The following is a 12,363-nucleotide window of genomic DNA, read 5'->3' on the forward strand; positions in this document are numbered from 1 at the left end:
AAATTACATTTTTCATAGGACTTTTGAAAAAGGGCCTTTCCCCCTAGACTTCTAGCCCTGCCTGCATCATGTATTTTTGCGCAAATGCGTTTGCCTCGTCGTCCTTCTGCTGGTTCTTGTTGCCGTAATAGACGTTCTTGATGAAGATGTCCTTCTTGCCGTGGAGCACGATGTGGCCGAGCTCGTGGAAGAACGTGAACCAGAACGCATTGCGGTCTTTGAAACGGTCGTGCAGCTGAATGACGGGGATGTCCTTGTACCAGCGGGCCATGCCATGAATCGGCGCCGACTTGAAGTTCTGCGCGTAGAGCACCTTGATTCCGAGCTTTGCGCCCAGTTCCTGCAACTTGTGCATGCCGTCGTCAATGAAATCTTCGCCCACCTTCGGCTTGGGCAAGGCCTTCTTGCGGCGTAAATCTTCCCATGCGGCAACATCGTTTTTGGCCAGTTCCACAAATTGCGGCATCGCCTTCTTGATGGCGGAACGCACCTTCTTGTCGTTCTGCTTTTCCATCTTGATTTCGTCGGCGAGGATTTCGCCGCGGCGCATCCACACGGAGGCCGCGTACGGGTCTTCGGTTTCGGCCAGCGAAATGCGGAAGGCCACCTTCAGACGGTTCTTGTAATAGTAATTTTCCCACGCCTTGGGGCTTGCCACCCCGAAGAACTTGAGGATGGGCGATACGCCGTCTTCTTTGTTGTTGAAGTCCTTGATCCATGTGCGCGGATTGAGTTCACTGATAGGGAAGAACTTGCGCCAACCGGCCTGGTTCTTGACGGCTTCTTTGACCTGAAGTCTCATAAGTTCTTCTTCGTACCCTTTTTGGGCGTTAAGCCAGAAACTGACCGGGATTCCGGTGGCGTAATCCAGGGAATGCGCGACTTCGATTGTTATGCAGCACTTGCCCTTCAAGATTTCATTCACCGTTTTGGGCGTGTAGCCGATACGAGCTGCAAAATCATTGACGTCGATACCCATTTCTTGAATCTTTTCTTCAAGAAACGCACCCGGCGGGGTAATTCCCCAAACGATAGCATCCTTATTCTTCTGCATGTTAACCTCTGCTAATGATAATCCACGATTTCCATAATTTCGGCATTGTGCCGTTCTGCCCAGATAACAAATTCGTTCGGTTCTGCGCCTTTGATTATAAGACGATAAGGCTGGTCAAGACTACAGGCCCATTGACCCTTGCGGTTGCCCACAAGTTCGTGGAAATTTCCGGGCACAGTTTTCAGAATTTCAAAGTTCTCGGCATATTTGATTGCCTTTATTCGCAAATTGTAGCACGCCGCCCGTTTTTTACCCATACGTCGTAAGGCGAATGCTTCGTCTAGCGCGCACAACTCTAGTTCCTTGTTCCTATATTCAATTTTCACAAAACCTCCACCGTTAATCAAAAGTCCTGTTTTCTAATATAATAAAAACTTTTATGAAACGCAAGGGGTGTCTTGTTTTTATAAAAATAGGGTCGATTTTATTGATAACTAAAGGGGGAGGGGTCCCCCTCGTCAAAGCCTTGCCCGGCGTCATCCTGAACGAAGGATCCAGAGCAAGTCTTTGCCTACCCCCACGCCTAGTGGCTCCGCCCCTAAAACCCTGTTGTTCGCGAAAATATTTTTGCTATACTTAAAATATGGCTAAACTCTTTAGCAGATGTCTTGGGAAGATTGTTCTGATGACCGCAGCGGCGCTATGGGCAGGTTGCAGCGATTCCGAAAAAAACGATGATGCTGCCAAGCAGGATAATCCCAAATTGATTCATCCCTGGGACACGAAGAAATTTTTCGACGAAAAGCCCGAAGGCAATCTCCTTGAGAAAAAGGAAAAGCGGAGATTGGATTCCCTAAAGAATATCGGCAAACTGATTGACACGGGTGTAACTGCTCTTTATGGAGTTTATGTGGCGGATTCTATGGTGGTCGCCAATGCGTCTGCAAAAACTCCGCAAAATTCGAAAGGCCTTGCCGAATTTCCGGTTAGAGAAAAAATATCTGTTGCTGAAGGTAGCTCGCTTGACAAAGAATCTATTTTTAATGTCTTGGTTTCTTTCACGCCAGGATTGCGCCATATATACAGTATCAGGTATTTAAAGAAAAATCCTGATAAACATTTTGAAGGCGAAATCACCTTGAAGTTGACAATCGCTGCGGACGGCTCGGTTAAAGAAAATCAAATTAAATCTTCGACTACAGGTTATAAAGAATTTGATGAAGATATTCAAAAAGCTGTAAGTCGCTGGAAATTTCCGAAAGTGAAATCGGGTGAGACGATTGCGACTTTCCCGATTACGTTTCACGAAAATCCGGCTGAATCAAAGACTTCTCGGCTTGAATAAGGATTTTTACCTATGCGTCAAGATTCAAAATTTTTAGTAGTGGTAGCTCTCTTTGCATGCGTCAGCCTTGTCGCCTGTGGCGATGACGGGAGTAGTGCCGCTTCGGAGGGCGGCGAAAGCGGTGCGGTTGAAGAATCGAATTCTTCTGATTCCGTGCCGTTCTCGTCTGTTGTTCAGTTGAGCTCGTCGGCGGATGTTTTGTCCAGTAGTTCGTTTACCTCATCGTCATCCTGGAGCGGAGCGATAGGATCCAGTAGCGCAGACTCTTCCGTCGCAATCAAAGCAGACACTACCAAAATCACCTACGCGCTCAAGCCTTTTGACGGGCCGCTTTCCAACCCGCACAAGGGATTCACGGTGCCGACAGGTGGAGCATGGACTTTTGTCCCGGAGTTCGAATATGGCCCTTACGGTTCCCTGAACAACAAGGCGTGGGACCTGGTTTCGTATGGTTCCGGTTACCAACAGTGGTACAAGTTGAACCCGGCTAAGGGCGTTTACGACTGGACGGAACTGGAAAAACTGCTGAACGCACTTGCCGAGCACAACATGACTTACGCCTTGCGCGTGCTGCCGTACACGCCTTCGTTTATCAAGAGCGATTTCCCGCCGCAAGAAGAATACGACTGGACTCCGCCCTTTGTCTACGAGATGGGCGCGAAGAAAATCCAGATTGACTTGCGCGGGACAGAATACCATGCGTACGCTCCCGTCTGGGACGATTCCATCTACATCTGGGCGGCGAAGGAATTCGCGAAGGCCCTGGCCGAAAAATACGATGGTGACCCGCGCATTGAATACATCGATGTCCGCACCTTTGGCGAATGGGGTGAATGGCACACCTCGCACATATTGGGGAGCGTGATGCCCGCCGACTCGGTGCTGAAGGACATGCTGGACTATTATGCGTCCGTGTTCAAGAAGACCCAGCTGGTTCTGCCATCTAACGGTTTTGGCGATGTCTATACGCATGCGCTCAACCTCGGCATTACCAAGCGCGACGACGGGTTCATTGGCATTCCCGGCAGGCCGGATACCTTGCTGCGGGCTTACAATGCGAACCTCCCGACCATCGCCGAAAACATCGCCGGTTACAGGACGATGCTGGCCAATGACGACCTGATTCCCGGAGGCACCCAGAAGTGGACTGCGGAACGCTGGGTGAATGCGATTACTACGGCGCACCTGACCTACTATGTTCTAGACCAGGACAACGACTGCGGATACTATTTCTACAAGGACAACAAGGCGTTGGCCGATTCCATGAGCAAGGTCATCGGCTACAACTTTACCGTGACGCAGGCGGAACTGGTGACCGTCGCAAGCACGAAGGATACCACGAGTACGCTGAACATTACCGTCAAGAACACCGGCGTTGCACCCTGCTTCTTCGATGTCTACATGGTGGCGGAATTCGTGGATTCTACGGGCAAGGCCCTCGCGCAAATCGGCGAGATGGTCCGCATTCCCAAGGGGACTTTCAAGGATGGCACATCAAAGGAATTCTCCTTTACATATAAAGTTGATGCAGGACAAGCGAATGTCGTGACACAATCGGGCGTTTCCGTGGCGCTCTCCCTCTACGAGAGCGAAGATGCCTACAAGAGCGGCAAGAATCCCACCGTCCGCTTCGACAACGACGGCCTTCAAGGGAATAATAAGCTACTATTGAAATCCCGATAACGAACGCTTCTATGTCCCTTCTGCTTGCATTAATTTTCTTGGCGCTTTTTATAAGCGCCATTGTCCGTGGGAGTTTCTCCTACGGCAAGGCGGATTACGATTTCCATGAACATCCCGTGCAGTTCGTAATTGTGCTTGTGTTTATCTTGGGCGTGTCGGCGCTCTGTTTTTACCGATTCCTCGTCGAGATGGAAATTTTGCGATAGACTCTTTGAATTGGGTTATGTTGTGCTGAAAAAATCATAGAAAAAATGTATATTCGTTGAATATATTCTTTGTGGATTATTGTTATGAGTTTAGAAAAGAGAATTGCCTTCCTGACGAGCCTATTGGCTTTCGCCTTTATGTTGTTTGCGTGTGCCGGACAGAAAAAGAGCGACCCCGTTGAAGGCAAGGAGATGACTCCGGCTGATCATGCCCTGATGGCGTCGGAATTCTTGATTATGGATTCACTTTCGCAAATTGGTGTAATGCTGGCGAATCAGGATGGGCTTGCCTGGGTGGCCTCTGATTCCTTGAATGTCGATTTGCCGGAGCCGCAATGGAATGAATTGAAGGGCTGGGTCGCACAGGGAAGCCTTACTAATGGATTCTGCCTCTTCTACGGACGGTCTGATTCTGGATTTGTTCAGCTTGCCCGTTATGATTTCGTGAATGGGGTAATGAGCCGTGCTGTGGGAAATATCGAAATCCCGGAAGGGAAAATTCTTGATTTGGTGCGGATGAACGACTCTGCAAGTACTTTTTTCCGTAATTCCAAGGAAAAGGAAGAAATCCGATACAATTCCTATATCCTGGAAAAGGATGGCAAGTATATCTTCTATGTCATGCCGGCATCGACGAATGAATATGTAGTTTACGGTGGCTCAATGAAACTTACGATGGTGGATGGCTCGTGGGTTATTGAAAAACTTCACAAGGGGCCGATAGGTTTGAAATGGGAGTCTGTCCGGAACGGGGATGAAGTCGTCAGGACCTCAACGATGGGGCCGTTGTTGAACGAGGCCGATTTCGCCCAATACTACATTACAAGACAAGCGGTGCCTAAACAGTTTATTCGAACCAGTAAGTATACCATCCTCCTAACAAAAGACAAGGATGGAAAAATGGCCATTATTGTTGCTAGGTGATTTTTTCAGATAATCTTGCAAAGAGTTTGCTATATTCTACCTATGATGAAAAAGAATTCAATTTTTTTGCTTTCTACGATGTTTGCTTTCGCTGCAGCATCCTTTGCCGACGAGGCAATCCGCTTTGTTCCTGAAGTCTACCCCATAGGTGAGGTTGCCCAGGGCGATCAGAAGCACTTTGTGCTCCAGGGAGCAAACACCACGGGCACAGAAATTGTGCTCGAGAACGTGTTCGGCCAGGGAATCGGCATGTCGAACTTCAAGTTCCCGACAAAGATTGCTCCGAATGCTGCCGTGACCATCGAGTTCGACATGGACTTCTCGGGAATGGACGGAAAGGTCGAACCTGTCGTGGTACTTGTCGCGGAAGGCGGAAAGCCCTATACCGCAAGGCTTTCCGGCCTGGTGAAGGCTCCGGTATTCTTCGGTGAAAAACTTTTCGACGCTGGCTTCTACAAGGCGGGCGAGAAGCGTGAGTGGACGTTCTACGTATGGGAGACCGACAAGAAGGCTCGCCCCGATATCGAACTTTCGCCCGAGTCGGCGAAGCAGTTCTCCATCAAGACGAAGAACGTGATGCTCAACGTGGATAAGCTCGACAAGATAAAGGAAGGCGGCAAGGTTCCTGGAATCAAGGTGACTCTCTCGACGAAGGGGCTTACCCGCGAGGGTTGGGAACTCAAGCAGAAGAGCATCCGCAAGATTGTCTCCTTCAAGAGCAAGAAATACCCGAAGGCGACTCCGGAGGTGCTCATCGTCGGCTACTGGAACGAGTAGTCCGGCCTCGGAATGGCGAAATTTTTGCTTTTTTCGCTATTTCTGCCTTGAAAAAATGCCGGGGTTTAACTAACTTTGGCATACTCTTACGAGAGACCTCGGGATGTAGCTCAGCCTGGTAGAGCGCTTGAATGGGGTTCAAGAGGTCGCTGATTCGAATTCAGTCATCCCGATAAAAAAGTCCGCCAATCGGCGGGCTTTTTTTATTTCCTTGAGTCTCTTTCTATCTCGGCGGCCTTGTAGTCTTCTTGCGAGGTGCGTTCTGGCTCCCAGATGATAACCCTGTTGCGTCCGTTCTCCTTGCCTTCGTATAGGGCTCGGTCTGCCATTTGGATACTCCTGTCTGCCCCGAGGGCATGATCGTACTGGGAAACTCCCAGCGTAATGGTGACCTTGATGGAGAGCTTCCCGAATATGACGGTCGTGTCTTCGATGGTCTTGCGGAAACGTTCTGCGGCAATCTTTGCGCCTTCGAGGTCTGTCTCGGGGAGCAGCGTGAGGAATTCCTCTCCGCCATAGCGGGCGAGCACATCGTACTTGCGCAGCAGGTTACGGATTGTGGCCGCGACATGCTTGAGGACCTCGTCGCCACAGGCGTGCCCGTAGGTGTCATTCACATTCTTGAAGTGGTCGATATCGATGAATATGAAGCAGAACGGTTTCCTAGTACGCGTCACGCGCTGGATTTCGTTGTCGATGGTGCGTAGCATGTCACGACGGTTCGGTAGCCCGGTCAGTTCGTCTGTTCTCGAGATCAGGTCGAGTTTCTTGTTCGCTTCCTCGAGTTCCTTCGTGCGTTCCTGCACTTCCTGTTCCAGCATCTCCCGGTGCGCGTTCAGTTCGGCAATCTGGCGCTTGATGGTGTGGTGCATGATATTGAAGTGCTTCGCCAGGATACCTATTTCGTCTTGCCTCTTGCCGAGATCGATGTCCTCGGCCTCCATGTCACCTTCGGATATTTCGATGGTATGCTGGATGAGCCGCCCCATCGGGAGAACAAGCATACGGTAGAGCCAGAAAGATATGAGCAGGATAATGACGAGCGCTGCGGCGAGCATCACCTTGCTCACGAGCAGGAGCGAAGATACCTGCTCGTCGATTTCGGACTTGGGTTGCAGCGACAATAGTCCGATATCGTATGCGGCATCATATACGTAGTTCGCAAGGTAGGTTTCCCCGTTTGAAAGCGTATAGAACTTGATATTCTTGGTTTCATCGTTCTTGGGGTTGAAGTTCTTGATTCCGAGTTCCGATATCTTGTGGTGGCCGGTAAGCCATGTCTCGAGGTCGGGATGGTATATAATCTCGCCGTCGGAATTGATGGCGACGTAGTAACCCTTTTTGCCGACCTTGCTTTCGGATAGGATTTTCCAGAGCCTCTGGGCCGAGAAACTTGCAATGAGGCTGCCGTTGCCTTTCGCATTGTCGGCGACGACGGTAGCGAAAGCGCGCTTGGGCCTCATGTTGTCGGAATCGCGGTACCAGCCCGAGATATGGAGCCTGTGAGGAGTAATCTTCGAGAAGTCGATGGGGTACTTTGTCGGTACCGACGCAATCATGGAATTGTCGCAGATGAGGCTGTTGTTGCGACCGAATAGCGAAATCTTTTCACCCGATATGAATAGCGGCGAGATGTTGTAACTCTTGAGATAGCTTGTCGAGATGGAGGGGTCCATGCTCTTGATTTCCGACGTCTTGGCTAGCAGCATGAGCTGGTTGCCGAACTGGAACATCTCGTTGTGGAGGGTCGATGACATTTGCTGCAGGTGAACCTTGTTTGCCTCGTGGGTCGATTCCAGAGCCATCTGCGTCTGGCGGTTGGCAAAGTAGTACGTGCCACCGACGGTGACCGCGGCCATCGCGCACACCAGGAGCAGCAGGCTCTTGACAATAATGCTCTTGGATAGTTTTAGGACTTTTGCTTTGCTCATGGGTCTAGTTTACCTTTTTCTTTTACGAGTGTACGAAAAAAGGAAACTAACGATTAGTACAAAGCAGAATATGAAAGGAGTCGGGTTTAACCCGCTTGCTTCGGCCTGGGCCGCAGCTTCGTCCGTGTTCTCGGACTTTCCGGCTTTGCCCATCGCTTTTTCCCAGACTTCCTGGAATTCGGCAAACGTCATGGTGCTTGTAGGGGTGTAGCCAAGTTGGTTATTGATGATGTCCGAGTAGTTCTTTATAATTTCGTAGAGTTTTTCTTCGGAGTAGGGAACGGGAAGTTCCAGGTGGTCCCAAATGGCGCTGAACATGGAGACGAGTGACTGCTCGATTTCGCCCCATTCGGGGAGAGCTGGGTATGTCTTGCCTGTCTCGAGTTGCGTGACGAGGTTCTTGTACGCCTCGTCTTCGGCCCAGGATTCAAGAACCTTCTTGGATGTGGGGAGGAACCCTATCTGTTTTGTGTATTCGTCGAGAGTCTTGTCCTCGGTCAGGAAGAGCAGTAGCTGGATAGCCTCCTTCCTATTGTTCTTTGCCGGAATGGCAAGGTTCGAACCTCCGATAAAGCTGACGCTACCCGCTGTCCCCCTCGGGATGGGGAGTACGGCGACTCCGTCCGATCCGATTCGTGCATTCGACAGCCCGCCCTGCGAACTGTGGATGCGAGTCTGCATTACGACTTCGGCTGTGCTTACGATAAAGGCCAGTTCGCCGTTGTTGAACTGCTGTGCAATCTCTGCCGAGTTTGCCTGTAGTGACTCGGTAGAGACAAGCGAATCGATTACGAACGAGATGTATTTGGCAATCCCTTCGAGCGTGTGGGGGGGAGAGCATATTGGAGCACCATTTGCCGTTCTTGTCCTTGTCGACAAAGGAACCGCCGTAACTCCATATCCAGGGGGCAAAGTTGTGGGGAATGTTCCAGTCGCTCTTGCCGGGGAGCGCGTAGCCGCGAATCCTGGCGCCGTCTTCAAGAAATTCCTTGCCCTGGTTCACCTTCTTCACGGCTTCCGCGAAACCCTTGTAGTTCTGGATGTCTGCGGGCGTTATGCCGTATTTTTCCATGATGCGCTTGTTGCCGAGTACGGGGCGGATGTCGATAAACCAAGGGATGGAATAGATGTTTGTGTCGGCGTCGATGTGCGAGGTGTACCATGAAACCGGTACAAACCGGTTGGAGTCAATCTTGTCGAGACTTGCGTTCAGGGGCTTGAGCTCGCCACGTGCAGCGAAGTAGGGAACCCAAGTGGAGCCCAGCTGCAGTACGTCGGGTGCATCGTTGCCGGTCTCGAGCATTGTAGAGATGCGGTTCCAGGCCACGCCCCAGTCGAGTACGGTTACCTTTGTTGGTATGCGCGTCTTCTGGGTGAAAGCTTCGAGCTGCTGTTCCAGTTTTTCTTGTGGGGTGGCCCCGTTGGGCATGATCCAGATGCTGAGCGAATCGGCCGCAAGCGCCTGCGACGCAAAAATCGCTGCAGATAGAGCGAGTCTCCTAAACCTAAACACCATATGTTTTCCTTTTCCCTTTGGGGCTACCGGGCGATAGCGAGGTAATCCCTTGTTCAAATTATATAATAATTTGTAGATTCTGCATGGTAAAATTTGATAAAAGGAGTGTCTTTATGCTGGTTGCCTGTGGTATAGCCGAGCGTGACGGGAAGGTCCTTATTTGCAAAAGGCCGGCGGGAGTGCCGTATGCCGGGTGCTGGGAATTCCCTTCGGAGGTGGTGGAAGGCGATGAAACCCTTGAAAACTGCTTGGAAAAGGCTTTTTTCGGGAGGCTGTCGGTAAATTTGTACGTAACTCGCCTGATTGGCGCCCATGATTCCGTTTGCGATAAAAATTGCCGTATTTTTACGTTTAGGACCGATTTTTTGGGAAGAAAAACACTATTGACGGGCTATGATGGTGCTAAATGGGTGAGCGTCAACAAGTTACGCAACTTTAGGCTGTTCCCGGATACTGTGACATTTGTCAAAAAAATGGAAAATTTTTTTAAAATTTCTGTTTAAAAAGCTTTTTTTATTTATATTTTTCATGTCGTAAATACGATAAACTAAACCCCCTTAAGGAGATTGAAAAATGAAAAAAGGTATCGCTGCTCTCGTTTGCGCCGGCATGATCACCCTCACGGGCTGCTATGGTAGCAACGCTTGCTTCGAAAAGCTTCACAAGTGGAACGGCACGCTTGGCAACAAGTGGCTCAACTCTATCGTCCACTTCTTCCTCAACATCTTTGGTGTTTACATCATCTGCCTTGGCCTCATTGACGGCCTCGTGCTCAACACCATCGAATTCTGGACCGGCTCCAACCCGCTCGCTTCTGGCGACTCCTACTTCGAACAGGACGCTCAGGGCAACTCCATTGCCGCCGTGAAGAACTCCGATGGCACGATGTCTGTTGAAGTGACCACCGCTGCTGGCGAAAAGGCCAACCTCACGCTCCAGCGCGATGAAAACGTTGTCCGCGCTCTCGACGCCGAAGGCAACCTCGTCGCTCAGTACAACATCGAAAAGTAATTCTGCTTTAGACATGTTTCTGGAACCCTGGCTCTTGCCAGGGTTTTTCTGTTTGTAAACCAAAAAATGCGCTTTTTTTACGGTCTGGGGCGCATTTTTCCTGTTTTTTAATGTATTTTGGGGGTATGACAAGGCGTGTTTGTAACCAGACACATCTTTTTTGGCGTTTGGCATCATGGGCGGCAGTGTTTTTTACTGCAATCGCCCTTTGCGCCTGTGTAGATGACTATGTGAACCGTGGTAACGAGGCTTTGCGCATCGGGGACTTTGACCGCGCCGTTACGAATTTTTCGAAGGCGCTCGATGAACAGCCCGCAAATAGGGATGCCCGTTATGGCTTGGCACTTTCTTACTATGCCATTGCCGAAGACCGTGAACACCTCAAGTCGGCGACGACCGAAATGTGGGAACGTACGGTCAATGAATTCCGCATCCTTTCGAAGGTCGATTCCACGGACCGTATTGCACCGGCGTACTCGACAAGCCTTTTCTACCTAGCGCGTGCGACCCTGATGAAGAACGGGCGTGCCAACGTGATTTCGCTATTGGACCAGTCGATACGGCTTGACAGTGCTAATTACTTTAGTCACAACTTGAAGGCGATTTTGCTCGGGAACATGGGCCGTATCGAAGAAGCGAAGAAGATTTTCGTGTTCATCGTAACGAAGGAACCGAAGTTTGCATCGGCCTACCTGAACCTTGGAAACCTATACTGGGCCGAAGGCGACGTGGAGTCGGCGTGGGATATATGGTCGATGGGCCACGAGGCTGTGCCCGCAGATGTTGAACTAGCACGCTGGACCGCCACTGCCGAGGATTCTCTAAAGGCGCTTGTCTCGTCGGGAGAACTATGAGCGTACTTGCGGGGGTCGAACGTTGCGTGCTGTTGCACGAAGGCGGCGAGGCCCGCATTTACAAGGTATATTCCGGCTCCAAGGCGTATGCGCTCAAGTGGTATGCCGAAGGTTCCCGTATAGATGCCCGTGTAATGGATTGCCTGAGTGGCGAAAAGTTTGCGGGGGTCTACCATGTGCTTGAAACAGGCGAGAAGGCGGGCCGGCCTTACCTAGTATACGATTATGTGGAAGGCGTTCCGCTTGCAGGTACGTTCTCGCTGCCCGTCCCGTTTGCTATCTCTGTGGTGAGGAGCCTGGTGCAGTCGCTTGCCGGGCTTGAAAAGCGCGGCATCCATCACGGAGACTTGAATCCATCGAACGTGCTACTTGACAGGGGTGGCGGTCCGACGCTCATCGATTGCGGGATTGTCGGGCCGGGCGCGCTCCCTTATGCGGCGCCGGAAAGGTTCCAGGGGAGGGCGGCCGACACGAAAAGCGACTTGTACAGCTTGGGCCTGTTGCTGTATCGCATGGTGGCGGGAGAAGACCTGCTCAACTGCGCCCGGTACGAGGACTACGCGCAGGCGGCCTCGCAGATAGAATCTATGGAACCGACCTCTCGCCTGTACGGCAAGCGGATCGATGTGCAGGCGCTGTCGGCGCTTGACCCCTTATGGGGAGCGACTTTGCGTGCAAATCCGGACGACCGCGCGGAAGATTTCGAGGAGTTGGACGAACTGCTCGAAATCGCATTTGACAAGATTTGCGGGGGGAGCGTCTCCTGGAATTCTTTACGGGCGGGCCTTCTTGCGACTCTTGCCCCAAAAATTGGAACGAATCGTGACGAATCGGCTCATATTTGCGAACTACCGCGTGAATTTGTTGTGAGGAAGCCCACAAGTAGGCGAAAGGCCTTCCTTTTTGCGGGTGTTTTTGGTACTATATTGATATTGTTGTTGCTTTTCCTGGCGCTTTGGCCTAGGAATCCTTCTATCGACGAGACTGGGGCGCTTCTGCTCCAGAATTCGAGGACGATGGAAGATTGGGGGGCGCCTTCCGATTCTTCTGTCGAAGGCGTTTCCGGAAAAGTACTCGAGTCGCTTCCTATGCCAGGGGAGAGCGGTGAGGATGTTGAATAAC

The 12,363-nt window shown here is 51.0% G+C and carries 13 protein-coding genes, 1 tRNA gene and 1 pseudogene; 10 read left to right on the forward strand and 5 right to left on the reverse strand.

What is annotated here, in order from left to right; all coding sequences use genetic code 11:
- Positions 1–43: 43 nt before the first annotated feature.
- On the reverse strand, positions 44–1,054 hold the full coding sequence (locus tag B7994_RS04350) for an ImmA/IrrE family metallo-endopeptidase (RefSeq protein ID WP_088637273.1): 1,011 nt from the start codon (positions 1,052–1,054) through the stop codon (positions 44–46).
- Positions 1,055–1,065: 11 nt separating this feature from the next.
- On the reverse strand, positions 1,066–1,380 hold the full coding sequence (locus B7994_RS04355) for a type II toxin-antitoxin system RelE/ParE family toxin (RefSeq protein WP_073056099.1): 315 nt from the start codon (positions 1,378–1,380) through the stop codon (positions 1,066–1,068).
- 257 nt (positions 1,381–1,637) lie between these two features.
- Between B7994_RS04355 and B7994_RS04360 the strand changes: the two genes are divergently transcribed.
- The 6 genes from B7994_RS04360 (at position 1,638) to B7994_RS04385 (ending at position 6,102) form a co-directional block, all read left to right on the forward strand.
- Positions 1,638–2,339, forward strand: coding sequence for an AgmX/PglI C-terminal domain-containing protein (locus tag B7994_RS04360; protein WP_088637274.1), 702 nt, complete (start codon positions 1,638–1,640; stop codon positions 2,337–2,339).
- Between the two features lie 39 nt (positions 2,340–2,378).
- Positions 2,379–4,022, forward strand: a complete 1,644-nt coding sequence (locus B7994_RS04365) for a DUF4832 domain-containing protein (protein ID WP_088637275.1) — start codon at positions 2,379–2,381, stop codon at positions 4,020–4,022.
- Positions 4,023–4,033: 11 nt separating this feature from the next.
- Complete coding sequence (locus B7994_RS04370) at positions 4,034–4,228, forward strand: hypothetical protein (RefSeq protein WP_088637276.1); 195 nt, start codon at positions 4,034–4,036, stop codon at positions 4,226–4,228.
- 84 nt (positions 4,229–4,312) lie between these two features.
- The gene (locus B7994_RS04375; RefSeq protein WP_144063750.1) at positions 4,313–5,152 is read left to right on the forward strand and encodes a hypothetical protein; all 840 of its coding nucleotides are present in this window, start codon (positions 4,313–4,315) and stop codon (positions 5,150–5,152) included.
- Positions 5,153–5,194: 42 nt separating this feature from the next.
- Entirely contained in the window at positions 5,195–5,929 is a 735-nt protein-coding gene (locus tag B7994_RS04380) for a hypothetical protein (protein WP_088637278.1), read from the forward strand.
- A 99-nt stretch (positions 5,930–6,028) separates the two neighbouring features.
- Positions 6,029–6,102: transfer RNA gene (locus B7994_RS04385), tRNA-Pro, on the forward strand.
- Positions 6,103–6,132: 30 nt separating this feature from the next.
- On the opposite strand, the gene B7994_RS04390 is transcribed toward B7994_RS04385, so the two are convergent.
- The 3 genes and pseudogenes from B7994_RS04390 to B7994_RS14340 form a co-directional block, all read right to left on the reverse strand.
- Complete coding sequence (locus tag B7994_RS04390) at positions 6,133–7,860, reverse strand: diguanylate cyclase (RefSeq protein WP_088637279.1); 1,728 nt, start codon at positions 7,858–7,860, stop codon at positions 6,133–6,135.
- 9 nt (positions 7,861–7,869) lie between these two features.
- Positions 7,870–8,841 carry an extracellular solute-binding protein gene (locus B7994_RS14335; protein WP_369832753.1) on the reverse strand — a complete coding sequence of 324 codons (972 nt, stop codon included), beginning with the start codon at positions 8,839–8,841 and terminating at the stop codon, positions 7,870–7,872.
- Positions 8,780–9,376, reverse strand: a pseudogene (locus B7994_RS14340) (extracellular solute-binding protein); the annotation flags it as partial. The gene B7994_RS14335 and the pseudogene B7994_RS14340, both read right to left, overlap by 62 nt.
- Before the next feature lie 113 nt (positions 9,377–9,489).
- Here B7994_RS14340 and B7994_RS04400 point away from each other — a divergent pair.
- From B7994_RS04400 to B7994_RS04415, 4 genes are all read left to right on the forward strand, one after another.
- A complete protein-coding gene (locus tag B7994_RS04400) occupies positions 9,490–9,879 on the forward strand; it encodes an NUDIX domain-containing protein (protein WP_088637280.1) in 390 nt (129 codons plus the stop codon).
- A gap of 70 nt (positions 9,880–9,949) precedes the next feature.
- Positions 9,950–10,387, forward strand: a complete 438-nt coding sequence (locus tag B7994_RS04405; RefSeq protein WP_088637281.1) for a DUF3332 family protein — start codon at positions 9,950–9,952, stop codon at positions 10,385–10,387.
- A gap of 185 nt (positions 10,388–10,572) precedes the next feature.
- Positions 10,573–11,241, forward strand: a complete 669-nt coding sequence (locus tag B7994_RS04410; RefSeq protein WP_233143019.1) for a tetratricopeptide repeat protein — start codon at positions 10,573–10,575, stop codon at positions 11,239–11,241.
- Positions 11,238–12,362, forward strand: coding sequence for a serine/threonine protein kinase (locus tag B7994_RS04415; RefSeq protein ID WP_088637283.1), 1,125 nt, complete (start codon positions 11,238–11,240; stop codon positions 12,360–12,362). The genes B7994_RS04410 and B7994_RS04415 overlap by 4 nt, the downstream gene beginning before the upstream one ends.
- Position 12,363: the final 1 nt, after the last annotated feature.

It is taken from the genome of Fibrobacter sp. UWR2, assembly GCF_002210285.1.
In the GTDB taxonomy this organism is placed as follows: domain Bacteria; phylum Fibrobacterota; class Fibrobacteria; order Fibrobacterales; family Fibrobacteraceae; genus Fibrobacter.

Excerpts from the sequence above, each read along its gene's own strand:
- B7994_RS04380 (WP_088637278.1), top strand. The coding sequence starts at position 5,195 with ATGATGAAAAAGAATTCAATTTTTTTGCTTTCTACGATGTTTGCTTTC.
- B7994_RS04415 (WP_088637283.1), top strand. The coding sequence starts at position 11,238 with ATGAGCGTACTTGCGGGGGTCGAACGTTGCGTGCTGTTGCACGAAGGC.
- B7994_RS04405 (WP_088637281.1), top strand. The coding sequence starts at position 9,950 with ATGAAAAAAGGTATCGCTGCTCTCGTTTGCGCCGGCATGATCACCCTC.
- B7994_RS04350 (WP_088637273.1), bottom strand. The coding sequence starts at position 1,054 with ATGCAGAAGAATAAGGATGCTATCGTTTGGGGAATTACCCCGCCGGGT.
- B7994_RS04375 (WP_144063750.1), top strand. The coding sequence starts at position 4,313 with ATGAGTTTAGAAAAGAGAATTGCCTTCCTGACGAGCCTATTGGCTTTC.
- B7994_RS04370 (WP_088637276.1), top strand. The coding sequence starts at position 4,034 with ATGTCCCTTCTGCTTGCATTAATTTTCTTGGCGCTTTTTATAAGCGCC.
- B7994_RS04400 (WP_088637280.1), top strand. The coding sequence starts at position 9,490 with ATGCTGGTTGCCTGTGGTATAGCCGAGCGTGACGGGAAGGTCCTTATT.
- B7994_RS04360 (WP_088637274.1), top strand. The coding sequence starts at position 1,638 with ATGGCTAAACTCTTTAGCAGATGTCTTGGGAAGATTGTTCTGATGACC.
- B7994_RS04390 (WP_088637279.1), bottom strand. The coding sequence starts at position 7,860 with ATGAGCAAAGCAAAAGTCCTAAAACTATCCAAGAGCATTATTGTCAAG.